We start from the raw sequence: 14,174 nt of genomic DNA, 5'->3' as shown, positions 1-14,174 counted from the left end.
CAACCATGGAGCATGAGGTGTTCGTTCCGGTTCCGGTCGAGCGGCTGAGGGAGGCCCTCGCGGATCCCGTCAGGGTCGCCCGGGCGGTTCCCGGGCTCCAGCAGGACGCCGGCGCGGACCCCGTCGCCGGGCGCCTGAAGGTGCGGGTCGGCAGTCACTCCATCACCTACCGGGGCGCGGTCCAGGTCTCGGCCCGGGAGGACGGGTCCTACGCCGTCGAGGGCGACGCCACCGAGGCCCGCGGCGCCGGCTCGGTCAAGCTCGCCCTCACCGTCCGCCTCGCCGACACGGACGGCGGCACGACCCTGACCTTCGACGGCACGGCCACGGCGGACGGCCGCGTCACGGAACTCCCCCAGGACGCGGTGGGCTCCGCGGTCGTACGTCTGCTGAACCGTTTCGCGGAGGCGCTGGGCGAGGTGCAGGAGGAAGGGGAGGGGGAGGAGACTCCCGAGGCGGGGGAGACGGCGGAGGCCACAGAGACCCCCGAGGAACCCCCGGCGGCACCCCCCGCCGACGCCTTCCCGGAACCCGTCGAACCGCCCGTCGAGCCGCCTGCGGATCCGCCCGCCGAGCCGCCTGCCGATCCACCCGCCGAGGCGGCCCACGCCCGCCGCACCATGATCGGCCGCAGCGCGGAGGAGGTCGACCACGCGCCCCCGAGGGGCCGCTACGCCCCCGTCCCGGCCCCCCAGACGGTCGCCTCGAGCGCGACCCTGCGCTGGGCGGCACCCGCGGCGGCCGTGGTGCTGGCATCGGCGATCGTGGTGACCCGGGTACTGAGAAAACGCCGTTGAGTAATGTCGTCCCGTGAGCCATGAAGACATCACGCTGACCGCGGGCACCGCGGAGGTGACCGTACAACCGGCCAACGGCGGGCGCATCGGCGGTCTGCGCGTCGCCGGCACCGAACTCCTGCGCCAGGGCGACCGGTTCGGCTGCTTCCCGATGGTCCCCTGGTGCGGCCGCATCCGCGACGGCCGCTTCCGTGACGGGGCGACGGTCCGTCAGATGCCGCTGAACTCCCCGCCGCACGCCATCCACGGCACCGCGCGAGACGGCGCCTGGACGGTCGCCCGCAGCGGCACCGGCGAGGCGGTCATCACCTACGACCTCGTCGACCCCTGGCCCTACCCCGGCCGGGTCACCCAGGTCGTCGCCCTCACCGAGGACGCGCTGACGCTCACCATGTCCGTGGAGACGTACGACTCCTCCTTCCCGGCCCAGATCGGCTGGCACCCCTGGTTCAACCGCACCCTCGACGGCGGCGAGCCGGTGCGGCTCGACTTCACCGCCGCCTGGCAGGAGGAGCGCGGCGACGACCACCTGCCCACCGGCAACCGCCTCGACCCGAAGCCCGGCCCCTGGGACGACTGCTTCGGCATGCCCGACGGCGTCGACGTCACCCTCACCTGGCCGGGGCAGCTGGAGCTGAAGGTGGCCAGCCGCGAGGAGTGGGTCGTGGTGTACGACGAGCAGGAGGCCGCCGTCTGCGTGGAGCCGCAGACCGGGCCGCCCAACGGCCTGAACACGCTGCCGCGCCTGGTCACGCCCCTGGAGCCGCTGGAGGCCTCGACGACCTGGAGCTGGCGCCGCCTCTAAGCTGACAGGCATGACTGACGCACGCGCCGCCCTGAAGCAGCAGATCCTCGACAAGGCCGTGGTGCACGGCAAGGTGACCCTGTCGTCGGGCCTGGAGGCCGACTACTACGTCGACCTCCGCCTGGTGACCCTCGACGGCGAGGCCGCCCCCCTGGTCGGACAGGTGCTCCTTGACCTGACCGCCGACCTGGAGTTCGACGCGGTCGGCGGTCTGACCATGGGCGCGGACCCGGTCGGCACGGCCATGCTGCACGCCGCCGCCGCGCGCGGGCGCAGGCTCGACGCCTTCGTCGTACGCAAGGCGGCGAAGGCGCACGGCATGCAGAAGCGGGTGGAGGGCCCTGACATCGCGGGCCGCCGGGTCGTGGTCGTCGAAGACACCTCCACCACCGGCGGCTCCCCCCTCGAAGCGGTCGCGGCCGTGCGCGAGGCCGGCGCCGAGGTCGTCGCCGTGGCGACCATCGTGGACCGGGCGACCGGCGCCGCGGAGAAGATCGAGCAGGGTGCGGGTGTGCCGTATCTCTTCGCGTACTCGAAGGACGAGCTGGGCCTGGACTGACCAGGGAGTGACCACGGGATGGACCATCCGGCCAAGTCTGGAAAGATGAGGCCGACGATGACGTCGAACCCCCACACAAGGTCTAGGTCAGGGCCGTAAGCACGCAGTACGCCAACCCGCAGATACAAGGAGCGGACACATGCCGATCGCAACCCCCGAGGTCTACAACGAGATGCTGGACCGGGCGAAGGCGGGCAAGTTCGCCTACCCGGCCATCAACGTGACCTCGACCCAGACCCTGCACGCTGCGCTGCGCGGCTTCGCTGAGGCCGAGAGCGACGGCATCATCCAGATCTCGACCGGCGGTGCCGAGTTCCTGGGCGGTCAGTACAGCAAGGAGATGGTCACGGGTTCCGTGGCCCTCGCCGAGTTCGCGCACATCGTCGCCGAGAAGTACCCGGTCACGGTCGCCCTGCACACCGACCACTGCCCCAAGGACAAGCTCGACGGGTACGTACGCCCGCTGCTGGCCGTGTCCGAGGAGCGTGTGAAGGCCGGCGGCAACCCGCTGTTCCAGTCGCACATGTGGGACGGCTCGGCGGAGACCCTCGCCGACAACCTCTCCATCGCCCAGGAACTCCTGGAGCGCGCCCGCGCCGCCAAGATCATCCTTGAGGTCGAGATCACCCCGACCGGCGGCGAGGAGGACGGTGTCTCGCACGAGATCAACGACTCCCTGTACACCACCGTCGACGACGCCATTCGTACGGCGGAGGCGCTCGGCCTCGGTGAGAAGGGCCGCTACCTGCTGGCCGCCTCCTTCGGCAACGTCCACGGTGTGTACAAGCCGGGCAACGTCGTCCTCCGTCCCGACCTGCTGAAGGAGCTGAACGACGGCGTCGCCGCCAAGTTCGGCAAGCCGGCCGGGTCCCAGCCGTTCGACTTCGTCTTCCACGGCGGCTCCGGCTCCACGGAGGAGGAGATCCGCACCGCGCTGGAGAACGGCGTCGTCAAGATGAACATCGACACCGACACCCAGTACGCCTTCACGCGTCCGGTCGCCGACCACATGTTCCGCAACTACGACGGCGTCCTGAAGGTCGACGGCGAGGTCGGCTCCAAGAAGACCTACGACCCGCGCACCTGGGGCAAGCTGGCCGAGGCGTCGATGGCCGCCCGTGTCGTCGAGGCCACGCAGAACCTGCGCTCGGCGGGCACGAAGATCAAGTAACACCCGCGTTTTGCGCGAGCCCGGTGCTACGGCACCGGGCTCGCTGTATACCTGGGGCATGTCCGACGTCCGGCTGGCCTCGCCGCAAGGCAAGTGGATCCTGCTCACCACCGTCCTCGGCTCCAGCATGGCGCTGCTGGACTCGACCGTCGTCAACGTCGCCCTGCCGCGCATCGGCCGCGACCTGGACGCGGACCTCGGCGCCCTGCAGTGGACGGTCAACGCGTACATGGTGACGCTGGCCGGGCTGATCCTGCTCGGCGGCTCCCTCGGGGACCGGTTCGGCCGCCGCAAGGTCTTCGTGGTCGGGGTGGTGTGGTTCGCGGCCGCCTCCCTGCTGTGCGGGCTCGCCCCGAACGCCGGTGTCCTCGTCGCCGCCCGGGCCCTCCAGGGGGTCGGTGGCGCCCTGCTCACGCCCGGGTCCCTGGCCCTGATCCAGGCCTCCTTCCATCCCGACGACCGGGGCCGGGCCGTGGGCCTGTGGTCCGGGTTCGGCGGCATCGGGGCGGCCGTCGGGCCCTTCGTGGGCGGCTGGCTGGTGGACGGTCCTGGCTGGCGCTGGGTGTTCCTGCTCAACGTCCCGCTGGCACTGGTGTGCGCGCCGATCGCCGTACGGCATGTCCCCGAGTCCGCGGACGGGCGCGCTGATCACGGGCGCTTCGACGTGCTCGGTGCGGTCCTCGGCGCGCTGGCGCTCGCGCTGGTGACGTACGCGCTGATCGAGGCCCGTTCCGGCTCCCTGGTGGTCGCCGTGACGGCGGTCGCCGGGGTGGCCGCCGGGGTCGCCTTCGTGGTGGTGGAGAAGCGGCGGCCCGATCCGATGATGCCGCTCGGGATCTTCGCGTCCCGGCAGTTCACCGCGGTGAATCTGGTGACGCTGTGCGTGTACGCGGCCTTCGGCGGCTTCTTCTTCCTGGCCGCGCTCCAGCTCCAGGTGGTGGTCGGCTGGTCGGCCCTCCAGGCCGGTACGGCCCTGCTGCCGACGACCGCCCTCATGCTGCTGTTCTCCGCCCGCTCGGGCGCCCTCGCCGACCGCATCGGGCCGCGCATCCCGCTCACCGTGGGGCCGCTGCTGTGCGCGGCGGGGATGCTGCTGATGCTGCGGGTCGGGCCGGGGGCGTCGTACGTGGTGGACGTCCTGCCCGCGCTGCTCGTCCTCGGCACCGGCATGGTCGCGCTGGTCGCCCCGCTGACGGCGACCGTGCTCGGTTCGGTGGATGTCGCGCGGGCCGGCCTGGCCAGCGGCATCAACAACGCGGCGGCCCGGGCGGCGGGCCTGATCGCGGTGGCCGCGTTGCCGCTGGTCGCGGGGATGGGGGAGGAGGCGTACCGGTCGGCTTCGGCTTTCGATGACGCGTTCGGGCGGGCGATGACGGTGTGCGCGGGGGTGTTGGTGGTGGGAGCGGTGATCGCGTTCGTGACGGTGCGGTCGCTGCCGGCGGGGTGCCGTCGGCCGGAATGCCGGACGCACGGAGCGGTGCTGGCGCCGCCGCTGGAGGGGGAGCGGGCTCGGGGAAGGCTGTCGTAGATCGGCTGCGGGTGGATCGGCTGCGGGTGCGGGCGGCTGCATCGAAAGCCTGTTCAGCTGTACCCACCTGTTCGGGGGCGCGGGGAACTGCGCGACCGGCCCCCACGCACCCGCAGACGAAACCAGACCTTCCGCGAGGGAGACTGGACCCATGTCCATTCACGAGAACCTTCTCGGGGGCCCGCCCCCGACCCACCTCCCCGACGACCCGGAGCCCCGTGAGCTCCTGGCCAACGGCACCGCCCCCGCGGATGTCGCCGCGAAGTACCCCACCTCCTCCCTCGCCTGGGCCCAGCTCGCCGACGAGGCGTTCGAGCGGGGCAGCGTCGTGGAGTCGTACGCCTATGCCCGTACCGGCTACCACCGCGGCCTGGACTCGCTGCGCCGCAACGGCTGGAAGGGCCACGGGCCGGTCCCGTGGGAGCACGAGCCGAACCGCGGCTTCCTGCGCGCCCTGCACGCCCTCGCCCGTGCCGCCGGATCCATCGGCGAGCAGGAGGAGTACGAGCGCTGCTCGCAGTTCCTGAAGGACTCCTCGCCGACGGCGGCCCAGACGCTGGGCTGATCCGCCGTACGTTCTCCGGGCCCGCCTGGGTGATCAGGCGGGCCTTGCCTTTTGCGGGGAGCATGGAAGAGGATGCCCGGCGGGGACCGGGGCCCCGTGTCGGTAACGGCAGGGCGGACCGCTACCCGGAGTACACAACAGGAGACAGCGATGTCGTCCCATGAGGCTCAGGAAACGCAGGAGCCGGAGACCCCGCATCTCGACTTCCAAGGCACGACGCCGTACGAGGACTACGTCAAGGCGGACGTGCTCACCCACCTCCAGCACACCCTCTCCGACGATCCCGGAGAGATGGTCTTCCTGGTCACGACCCAGGTCATGGAGCTGTGGTTCACCGTCATCGTGCACGAGTGGGAGACCGCGGCGGCCGCGCTGCGCTCCGACGACGTGCCCACCGCGGTCGCCGCGCTGAAGCGTTCCGTACGGGAACTGGAGGCGCTGAACGCCTCCTGGAAGCCGCTCGGCCAGCTGACCCCGGCGCAGTTCAACTCGTACCGCAGCGCTCTCGGCGAGGGCTCCGGCTTCCAGTCGGCGATGTACCGCCGCATGGAGTTCCTGCTCGGCGACAAGTCCGCGTCCATGCTCGTCCCGCACCGGGGCGCGCCCCGCGTCCACGCCGAGCTGGAGAAGGCACTGCACGAGCCGAGCCTGTACGACGAGGTGCTGCGGCTGCTCGCGCGGCGCGGGCACGCGATCCCCTCCTCGGTCCTGGACCGGGACGTCTCGCGCCGGTACGAGCCGTCGGAGGAGGTCGAGGCCGCCTGGACGGCCCTCTACTCCGGCCCCGAGAACGACGAACTCGCCCGCCTCGGTGAGGCGTTGACCGATGTCGCCGAGCTGGTGTGGCGCTGGCGCAACGACCATCTCGTCGCCACCCGGCGCGCGATGGGCTCCAAGGCCGGCACGGGCGGCTCCGCCGGGGTGGCCTGGCTGGAGAAGCGCGCGCGCAACAACGTGTTCCCGGAGCTGTGGACGGCGCGGTCCCATGTCTGAACTGACCTTGCGCGCGGAGAAGTCGGACTCGGCGGATGAGCTGGCGGGCGTGCGCTCCCGGTTCGTGCTCGGCGACGTGGTGTACCTGGACGGCAACTCACTGGGCGCGCTCCCGGCCGCCGTCCCGGGGCGCGTCGAGGACGTCGTACGCCGTCAGTGGGGGTCCTTGCGGATCCGGTCCTGGGACGAGAGCGGCTGGTGGACCGCGCCGGAGCGGATCGGCGACCGGATCGCCCCGCTGGTGGGTTCCGCGGCCGGGCAGATCGTGGTCGGCGACTCGACAAGTGTCAACGTCTTCAAGGCACTTGTGGGGGCGGTGCGGCTCGCGGGCGGTCCGGCGGCCGGCCGGGACGAGGTGGTCGTCGACGCGACCACCTTCCCCACGGACGGGTACATCGCCGAGTCCGCGGCCCGCATGACCGGCTGCACCCTGCGGGCGGTGACCCCGGCGGAGGTGCCGGGCGTGCTGGGCGACCGTACGGCGGCCGTCCTGCTCAACCACGTCGACTACCGCACCGGGCGCCTGCACGACCTGCCCGCACTCACCGCCGCCGTGCACGCGGCGGGCGCGATCGCCGTCTGGGACCTGTGCCACAGCGCGGGCGCCCTTCCGGTCGGTCTCGACGCGCACGGCGTCGACCTCGCGGTCGGCTGCACCTACAAGTACCTTAACGGCGGCCCGGGTTCACCGGCGTACCTGTACGTCCGCCGCGAGCACCAGGACCGCTTCGACTCCCCGCTGCCCGGCTGGAACTCCCACGCGGAGCCCTTCGGGATGCGGCCCTCGTACGAACCGGCGCCGGGCGCGCTGCGGGGCCGGGTCGGCACCCCCGACATCCTCTCCATGCTCGCCCTGGAGGCGGCCCTGGAGGTGTGGGACGGCGTGACGGTCGAGGCGGTGCGCGCCAAGTCTCTCGCCCTGACGGACTTCTTCCTGGAGTGCGTCACGTCGTACGTCGGTGAGGGGCGCGTCGAGTGCGTGACCCCCCTGGCCCACGCCGAGCGGGGCAGCCAGGTCGCGCTGCGCTGTGACGACGCCGGTGAGGTGATGAAGCGGCTCATCGAGCGGGGTGTGGTGGGCGACTTCCGGCACCCGGACGTGCTGCGGTTCGGCTTCACGCCGCTGTACGTCGGGTTCGCGGACGTGGAGCGGGCGGCGCGGGTGCTGGCGGAGACGCTCGCCTGACCGTGTCCGTAGCAGGGGGCCGCGACCGCCCGGTGGCGGCTCCTCGGGGCGCTGCGGATCGGCCGGGGCGGACCCGGCGTCGGCGTGACGGAACAGCAGAACCGTTTGAGTCTCACCGAGCGTGACATCCTCGTGTCCGCGCACGTCATCGGCCTGATACCGTCCCGGCCAACGGCCGAATCCCCTTCCAGGATGCTTCACGGTCCGTCAAATCCGTTTCATCGCTGAGAGGTTGGAGCATGCCGGACGACGCCGCCGCTGCCCGTGCCGCCGCAGAAGCCCGCGCCGCGGCCGAGGAGGAGTCGGCCTTCTCGCACGCCGAGGTCGACCCCGACGCCACGGCCTCGTACGGCGACGACCCCGACCAGGTGATCGACTTCTACGCCCCGCGCGAGGAGGCGGTCCCCGGAGGCGTCCTCGCGCCGCTGGTCGTCGTCCTGCACGGCGGGGCGTGGCGGGCACCCTACGACCGGCGTCATGTGACCCCGTTCGCCGACTTCCTGACCCGGCGGGGCTTCGCGGTGGCCAATGTGGAGTACCGGCGGGGTGGGGTGTCCGTACCGGGGCAGGGTGCCGGGGGCGGCATCGGCCCGGTCGCCGGGCGCTGGCCCGAGACCTTCGACGACGTGGCCGCCGCGATGGACGCCCTCCCCGGGCTGGTACGGGAGTTCCTGCCGCAGGCCGATCCGCGCCGCATGGTGGTCACCGGTCACTCCGCGGGCGGCCACCTCGCGCTGTGGGCCGCGGCCCGGCATCTCCTGCCGGCCGACGCCGCGTGGCGCACCGACCGTCCGGCACCCCTGCGCGGGGTCGTCGCCCTCGCCCCGATCGCCGACTTCACGGTCGCCGACAAGCTGGACGTGTGCGGCGGGGCGTGCCATCAACTCCTGGGCGGGGAAGAGGGGTTCGCCGCGCGGCTGCCGTACGCCGACCCCGCCCTGCTGCTCCCCACCGGCATCGCGACCACCCTGGTCCAGGGCCGCACCGACACGGTCGTCCCGCAGGCGGTCGCCGAGGCGTACGCGGACGCCGCGGCCAAGGCGGGCGAGGTGGTTGGGCTGACCCTGCTGGAGGACGTCGGCCACTTCCCCCTGATCGACCCGGCGGCGGACGCGTGCGCGGTGGTGGCGGAGGAGATCGCGCAGCTGGCGTGGTGACGTGGGTCCCGGCGAGTGTTCCGGCGCTCCCGGTGATACCCGTAATACCTGAGAGCTACGACGCCAGTGAGCTCCCTGGCGTGACGCGGACGACAGCCGTGGCTGTGGGGAGCGGATGGAGGGGGCGGCGCCAGACAGAGGGGCACGACCGCGGGAGGCTCACGGGCCGCCAGGCAGGCGGTGACGACGGCGCGGGGCTCACGGGCCGCCGGCTTGAACGCGGAGATCGCCGAGCGGCTCGTGGTGGCCGAGCAGACCGTGAAGACGCATGTGGGCCGCATCCTGGTCAAGCTGGGGCTGAGGGACCGTACGCAGGCGGCGGTGTTCGCGTACGAGTCGGGGCTGGTGCGGCCCTCGGGGTACCGGTGAGCGGCCCTTCCCGGACCCGGACCCGGACCCGTAGTACCTGAGAGGGACCCCGAAGGACCCGTCTCACTGGTGACGACGGTGACCCCCGCCCCCGCCTACCGTTTTGAACGTGACCCAGATGACCGAGACGCACACGACACCTCCGCAGGCCGGCAGCGGCGGATACGACGCGTACCAGCCCCGCAGCCCGGAGTTCAGGGCCGCCGTGGACGCCCTGCGCGGCCTGCGGCACGACCTGATCAGTGACGCCTTCGCCTACCGCCCGCTGCCTCCCCGGAGTGCCGGCAAGGGGCTCTCCCGCTTGCTGACCGGGCGGCTGCGGGAGTACGCGGTCTGGGCACCCCACACGCTGATCACCGCGGCCGGCCTGATCGCGATGCTCATCGGCTCGGACAACAGCGGCCGCGGCGCGACCACCAACCTCGTCGTCGGCCTGCTCGCCCTGGTCCCGATCCTGCTGACCATGGTGCGGCCGGTCATGGCCTTCTGGCTGTCGTTGGCCGCGACCGCGGTCGCCTATCCGATGGGGTTCGTCAACTCCTGGCAGCAGGACTGGCCGTGGCTACCGGGCGGCTTCGCCTGCCACCTCGTCGTGCTCACCGTGGTGGCCCTGCGCACCAGGCCGCGCACCGCCGCGTGGATGTGGCTGCTGACCGGGGCCTACGGCCTGATATGGCAGGCGGCTCTCGGCAGCGGCCACTACTACCGCTCCAACACCGTGGAGATGCTGTTCGTCTCCGCGCTGTCCCTGCTCGTCGTGAGCGTCTGGCACATACGCCGGAGCGCCGAGCAGACGGTGACCGCCCAGCAGACGGTGACCGAGCACGAACGCTCCCGCCGCACGCTCCTCGAGGAGCGCACGACCATCGCCCGCGAGCTGCACGACGTGGTGGCCCACCACATGTCGGTCGTCGCCATCCAGGCGGAGGCCGCCCCCTACCGGGTGGAGAACCCGCCCCCCGAGCTGGAGAAGGCGTTCGCCACCATCCGGGAGAACGCGGTGGCGGCCCTCACCGAGCTGCGCCGGGTCCTGGGCGTGGTCCGCGCCGAGGACTACGAGGCACCGGACGCCCCGCAGCCCACCCTCGCCGAGCTCGACGCCCTCCTCGACAATGTGCGCGGAGCCGGCCTGAGCGTCGACAAGACGGTCACCGGGGCGGTGCGCCAACTCCCGCAGGGCGTCGAGCTGTCGGCGTACCGGATCGTCCAGGAGGCCCTGAGCAACACCCTGCGCCACGCCCCGGGGGCGAGCGCACGGGTCGAGATCGGATACGTCCTGGGCGGCCTGGGCCTGCGCATAGTCAACGGCCCGCGGCCCGAGCTGTCGCTGCTGAAGCCCTCGCCGGGAGCGGGGCACGGCATCACCGGTATGCGGGAGCGGGTCTCCATGCTGAACGGCGAGATGACGGCGGGGGCCACGGACGAGGGAGGGTACGAGGTGACGGTGTTCCTGCCGGTGCCGCTGAAGGACGAGGACGACGCATGACGATCCGGGTGCTGGTGGCGGACGACCAGATGATGGTCCGCGAGGGCTTCTCGGTGCTGCTGAACGCGATGCCGGACATCGAGGTGGTCGGCGAGGCCGTCAACGGACGCGAGGCGGTGGACCGGGTCCGCGAACTCGCCCCCGACGTGGTCCTGATGGACATCCGCATGCCGGAGCTGAACGGCATCGAGGCGACCAGGGAGATCGTCGCGACGGACGGCACGGCGAAGGTGCTGGTCCTGACGACCTTCGACCTCGACGAGTACGTGTACCAGGCCCTGCGCGCGGGAGCCTCCGGCTTCCTCCTCAAGGACGCCTCGGCCCGCCAACTCGCCGACGGGGTGAGGGTCGTGGCCTCCGGCGAGGCGCTCCTGGCCCCCTCGGTCACCAGACGCCTGATCACGGAGTTCTCCAAACTCTCCGAGTCCCCGCGCCTCATGGCCTCCGCCCACACCGCCTACGGCGACCTCACCGACCGCGAGACGGAGGTCCTGGTCCTCATCGCCCAGGGCCTGTCGAACTCCGAGATCGCCGAACGCCTGGTGGTGGCCGAGTCCACGATCAAGACCCACGTCAGCCGAGTCCTGGTGAAACTGGGCCTCAGGGACCGCACCCAGGCGGCGGTGTTCGCGTACGAGGCGCGGCTGGTGACGCCGGGGTAGGGGTGCGCGCGGCGCCTGATCGGCGTGGTGCCGTGGCGTCAGTCCTCCAGGCGGACCGGCATCAGGATCGAGAAGCCGCTCTCGTCGTCGGGTCGGCGGATCGCGATCGGCGCCGTGGGGGCGGTGAACTCCAGAAGCAGTCGGTCCCGGGCTCCGGCGGCCAGCGCGTCCAGCAGGAACCGGCGGTTCACGGCGACGCGGTTCGGATCGCCGCCGTCACCGTCGGCGCAGAGGGTCACCGTGCCGTCATCCTCCACGCTGAGCACGCTGAGGTCGTGCGCTCCGGTCTCGTCGGGCCGGACGGGGCCCGTCTCCAGGGCCTCACGGAAGTCCGCGACATCGACGAGGGCGCGGCGCTCGCCGGCCCGGGGGAGGAGACGGCGGTAGTCGGGAAAGTCGTGGTCGAGGCAGCGGCCGGCCGCCTGCCCGTCCCCGGCCTCCAGCGTCACGCGGTCATTGTCGAGGGAGAGCCGGACGGGTTCCTCGCCGTGCAACAGCGCCCGCATCGCGTCGGTGAGGGGTGCGGGCACGATGGCCTGGACCCGGTTCCCGTCGTGCCCGGCGACACCGGCCCGCGCGACAGCCATGCGGTAGCGGTCGGTGGCCACGACATGGAGGCTCCCGCCCTCGGTGTCGAACAGGACCCCGCCGAGCATCGGCAGCTCCGGATCGGTGCTCGCCGCGAAGCGAACCGTGTCGAGGGCGGCCGCAAGTTCGGGCGCGGCGGTGGTCAGCTGGACGGTGGCGGTACGGAGCGAAGTCATGCCGTTCTCCCGTTGATCGAGTAGCGCTCGGAGTGTGGAGAACTCACTGCGGGCCTCGGACAGCCCCTGTTCCAGGCGGCGCAGGTGTGCTTCGAGCAGTTTCCGAAGCAGGTCGGTGTCCGCGCCGGACCAACTGGCCAGCACCAGCCGGATGTCCGCCAGGGGCATCCCGGCCCGGCGCAGGCGGGCCAGCAGCCGGGCCTCTTCGAGCTGCCCGGGTTCGTACCAGCGATAACCGCTCACCGGATCCACCCAGGCGGGCACGAGCACACCGGCACGGTCGTAGAACCGCAGGGCACTCACCCCCAGTCCGCTGTCGCGGGCCGTCTCACCGATGCTGAACATGTCGTTCTCCACGCCCCGAACTCTGGGCCCTGCACAAGGTCGAGGGTCAACAGACATCGGCACAGGCGCTGACCAGGGCGAGGCCGCGGCCGTCCTCGGCGCCGCGTCCCATGCGCCGAGGCGGAGCGGTTCATCGACGCGGAGGCTCAGCTGAAACAGCTTCGAACACTCTTCCTTAAGATGCAGGCAGCGTCACTGGAACCCGTGGCGTCGCGGGACTTCATCCACCGCCTGAAAAACGAGCTGTGATGCACTGGCGCAAGTCCCCGTACTCCGGCGGCGGCGACGGTGACACCTGCGTCGAGATCGCGGACGTACCCCCCGCATAGCCGTCCAAGACTCCAAGGCCCCCGCCCGAGCCACCCTCTCCTTCCCCACCCCCGCCTTCACCGCGCTCATCGACCACCTGAAGGAACACCCCTGTTCAGAAGGCCGCCTGCCGGGCTAGCGTCCCCGTATGACCGCCTTCGATCCCTGGGACCCGGCCTTCCTCGCCGACCCCTACCCCGCCTACGCCGAGCTCCGCGCGCAAGGCCGTGTGCAGTACTTCGAGCCGACGGACCAGTGGCTCGTCCCGCACCACGCGGACGTCTCCGCGCTGCTCAGGGACCGCAGGCTCGGGCGGACCTATCAGCACCGGTTCTCGCACGAGGACTTCGGGCGGACCGCGCCGCCCGCCGCGCACGAGCCGTTCCACACGCTCAACGACCACGGCATGCTCGACCTGGAGCCGCCGGACCACACCCGGATCCGGCGTCTGGTGTCGAAGGCGTTCACCCCGCGCACGGTCGAGCAGCTCAGGCCGTACGTGACCAAGCTGGCCGGTGAGCTGGTGGACCGGCTCGTCGCCGAGGGCGGCGGTGATCTGCTCACCGACGTCGCCGAGCCGCTCCCCGTCGCGGTGATCGCCGAGATGCTCGGGATCCCCGAGAAGGACCGGGCGCCGCTGCGGCCCTGGTCGGCCGACATCTGCGGGATGTACGAGCTGAACCCGTCGCAGGACGTGGCCGACAGGGCCGTGCGGGCCTCCGTCGAGTTCTCCGACTATCTGCGGGGGCTCATCGCCGAGCGGCGCGAGCAGCCCGGCGACGACCTCATCTCCGGGCTCATCGCCGCCCACGACGAGGGCGACCGGCTCACCGAGCAGGAGATGATCTCCACGGCCGTCCTGCTGCTCAACGCCGGTCACGAAGCCACCGTGAACTCCACGGTCAACGGCTGGTACGCCCTCTTCCGCAACCCGGAGCAGCTCGCCGCACTGCGCGCGGACCACTCCCTGGTGCCCCGGGCCGTCGAAGAGCTGATGCGCTACGACACCCCGCTCCAGCTCTTCGAACGCTGGGTCCTGGACGACATCGAGATCGACGGCACGACCATCCCGCGCGGCGCCGAGATCGCCATGCTCTTCGGTTCCGCCAACCACGATCCCGCCGTGTTCCGCGACCCCGAGCGCCTCGACCTCACCCGCGCCGACAACCCGCACATCTCCTTCAGCGCCGGCATCCACTACTGCATCGGCGCCCCCCTGGCCCGTATCGAACTGGCCGCCTCCATGACGGCCCTGCTGGAGAAGGCCCCGACGCTCGCCCTGGCGGCCGAGCCGGAGCGCAAGCCGAACTTCGTGATCCGGGGGCTGGAGGGGCTGCGGGTCAACGCCCTCCCGTAGGTAGGTGCGAGGACGCAACGGCCGTTACTCAGGCTCCAGTTGAGTACGCGTGCTCATACCCGGCGCTCGTCGCGCGACCAGTATGGGACGCACGGCGCCACCAAGAGTGCCGATGAGATCC

The 14,174-nt window shown here is 71.8% G+C and carries 13 protein-coding genes and 2 pseudogenes; 14 read left to right on the top strand and 1 reads right to left on the bottom strand.

Translation table 11 applies throughout. The annotated features are described in order from the left end of the window. Positions 1-5 precede the first annotated feature (5 nt). The 12 genes and pseudogenes from ACFYZ8_RS21765 to ACFYZ8_RS21710 all read left to right on the top strand — a co-directional run bounded on the left by ACFYZ8_RS21765 (position 6) and on the right by ACFYZ8_RS21710 (position 11,278). The gene (locus tag ACFYZ8_RS21765) at positions 6-797 is read left to right on the top strand and encodes an SRPBCC domain-containing protein (protein ID WP_388537704.1); all 792 of its coding nucleotides are present in this window, start codon (positions 6-8) and stop codon (positions 795-797) included. Between the two features lie 13 nt (positions 798-810). Continuing rightward, complete coding sequence (locus ACFYZ8_RS21760; RefSeq protein WP_388537702.1) at positions 811-1,602, top strand: aldose 1-epimerase; 792 nt, start codon at positions 811-813, stop codon at positions 1,600-1,602. A gap of 10 nt (positions 1,603-1,612) precedes the next feature. Next, positions 1,613-2,161 carry an orotate phosphoribosyltransferase gene (gene pyrE / locus ACFYZ8_RS21755; protein ID WP_362667048.1) on the top strand — a complete coding sequence of 183 codons (549 nt, stop codon included), beginning with the start codon at positions 1,613-1,615 and terminating at the stop codon, positions 2,159-2,161. A gap of 139 nt (positions 2,162-2,300) precedes the next feature. Further along, complete coding sequence (fbaA, locus tag ACFYZ8_RS21750; RefSeq protein ID WP_351989282.1) at positions 2,301-3,332, top strand: class II fructose-bisphosphate aldolase; 1,032 nt, start codon at positions 2,301-2,303, stop codon at positions 3,330-3,332. Positions 3,333-3,390: 58 nt separating this feature from the next. Further along, positions 3,391-4,860, top strand: coding sequence for an MFS transporter (locus ACFYZ8_RS21745; protein WP_388537700.1), 1,470 nt, complete (start codon positions 3,391-3,393; stop codon positions 4,858-4,860). A gap of 151 nt (positions 4,861-5,011) precedes the next feature. After that, positions 5,012-5,425 carry a DUF3151 domain-containing protein gene (locus ACFYZ8_RS21740; RefSeq protein WP_030319763.1) on the top strand — a complete coding sequence of 138 codons (414 nt, stop codon included), beginning with the start codon at positions 5,012-5,014 and terminating at the stop codon, positions 5,423-5,425. 150 nt (positions 5,426-5,575) lie between these two features. Then, the gene (locus ACFYZ8_RS21735; protein ID WP_359034012.1) at positions 5,576-6,418 is read left to right on the top strand and encodes a tryptophan 2,3-dioxygenase family protein; all 843 of its coding nucleotides are present in this window, start codon (positions 5,576-5,578) and stop codon (positions 6,416-6,418) included. Beyond that, the gene (kynU, locus tag ACFYZ8_RS21730; protein WP_388537697.1) at positions 6,411-7,604 is read left to right on the top strand and encodes a kynureninase; all 1,194 of its coding nucleotides are present in this window, start codon (positions 6,411-6,413) and stop codon (positions 7,602-7,604) included. Before ACFYZ8_RS21735 ends, kynU begins: the two co-directional genes overlap by 8 nt. Positions 7,605-7,843: 239 nt before the next feature. Next, entirely contained in the window at positions 7,844-8,761 is a 918-nt protein-coding gene (locus ACFYZ8_RS21725) for an alpha/beta hydrolase (protein WP_388537696.1), read from the top strand. 204 nt (positions 8,762-8,965) lie between these two features. After that, positions 8,966-9,130, top strand: a pseudogene (locus tag ACFYZ8_RS21720) (response regulator transcription factor); the annotation flags it as partial. A gap of 118 nt (positions 9,131-9,248) precedes the next feature. Next, complete coding sequence (locus ACFYZ8_RS21715) at positions 9,249-10,616, top strand: histidine kinase (RefSeq protein WP_388537767.1); 1,368 nt, start codon at positions 9,249-9,251, stop codon at positions 10,614-10,616. After that, positions 10,613-11,278 (top strand): response regulator transcription factor, encoded by a 666-nt coding sequence (locus ACFYZ8_RS21710; RefSeq protein WP_359034018.1) that lies wholly within the window; start codon positions 10,613-10,615, stop codon positions 11,276-11,278. Before ACFYZ8_RS21715 ends, ACFYZ8_RS21710 begins: the two co-directional genes overlap by 4 nt. Positions 11,279-11,316: 38 nt before the next feature. Here ACFYZ8_RS21710 and ACFYZ8_RS21705 read toward each other — a convergent pair whose 3' ends face one another. Continuing rightward, on the bottom strand, positions 11,317-12,387 hold the full coding sequence (locus ACFYZ8_RS21705) for a MerR family transcriptional regulator (protein ID WP_388537765.1): 1,071 nt from the start codon (positions 12,385-12,387) through the stop codon (positions 11,317-11,319). A gap of 248 nt (positions 12,388-12,635) precedes the next feature. On the opposite strand from ACFYZ8_RS21705, the pseudogene ACFYZ8_RS21700 reads away from it, so the two are divergent. Both ACFYZ8_RS21700 and ACFYZ8_RS21695 read left to right on the top strand, forming a co-directional pair. Next, positions 12,636-12,835: pseudogene (locus tag ACFYZ8_RS21700) on the top strand (DUF397 domain-containing protein). A gap of 9 nt (positions 12,836-12,844) precedes the next feature. Beyond that, complete coding sequence (locus ACFYZ8_RS21695) at positions 12,845-14,053, top strand: cytochrome P450 (protein WP_388537694.1); 1,209 nt, start codon at positions 12,845-12,847, stop codon at positions 14,051-14,053. Positions 14,054-14,174: the final 121 nt, after the last annotated feature.

It is taken from the genome of Streptomyces sp. NPDC001668, from assembly GCF_042893155.1.
Taxonomy (GTDB): Bacteria; Actinomycetota; Actinomycetes; order Streptomycetales; family Streptomycetaceae; genus Streptomyces.
This window is presented reverse-complemented; position numbering and strand designations above follow the sequence as displayed.

Excerpts from the sequence above, each read along its gene's own strand:
- ACFYZ8_RS21765 (WP_388537704.1), top strand. The coding sequence starts at position 6 with ATGGAGCATGAGGTGTTCGTTCCGGTTCCGGTCGAGCGGCTGAGGGAG.
- pyrE (WP_362667048.1), top strand. The coding sequence starts at position 1,613 with ATGACTGACGCACGCGCCGCCCTGAAGCAGCAGATCCTCGACAAGGCC.
- fbaA (WP_351989282.1), top strand. The coding sequence starts at position 2,301 with ATGCCGATCGCAACCCCCGAGGTCTACAACGAGATGCTGGACCGGGCG.
- ACFYZ8_RS21745 (WP_388537700.1), top strand. The coding sequence starts at position 3,391 with ATGTCCGACGTCCGGCTGGCCTCGCCGCAAGGCAAGTGGATCCTGCTC.
- ACFYZ8_RS21740 (WP_030319763.1), top strand. The coding sequence starts at position 5,012 with ATGTCCATTCACGAGAACCTTCTCGGGGGCCCGCCCCCGACCCACCTC.
- ACFYZ8_RS21735 (WP_359034012.1), top strand. The coding sequence starts at position 5,576 with ATGTCGTCCCATGAGGCTCAGGAAACGCAGGAGCCGGAGACCCCGCAT.
- kynU (WP_388537697.1), top strand. The coding sequence starts at position 6,411 with ATGTCTGAACTGACCTTGCGCGCGGAGAAGTCGGACTCGGCGGATGAG.
- ACFYZ8_RS21725 (WP_388537696.1), top strand. The coding sequence starts at position 7,844 with ATGCCGGACGACGCCGCCGCTGCCCGTGCCGCCGCAGAAGCCCGCGCC.
- ACFYZ8_RS21715 (WP_388537767.1), top strand. The coding sequence starts at position 9,249 with ATGACCGAGACGCACACGACACCTCCGCAGGCCGGCAGCGGCGGATAC.
- ACFYZ8_RS21710 (WP_359034018.1), top strand. The coding sequence starts at position 10,613 with ATGACGATCCGGGTGCTGGTGGCGGACGACCAGATGATGGTCCGCGAG.
- ACFYZ8_RS21705 (WP_388537765.1), bottom strand. The coding sequence starts at position 12,387 with ATGTTCAGCATCGGTGAGACGGCCCGCGACAGCGGACTGGGGGTGAGT.
- ACFYZ8_RS21695 (WP_388537694.1), top strand. The coding sequence starts at position 12,845 with ATGACCGCCTTCGATCCCTGGGACCCGGCCTTCCTCGCCGACCCCTAC.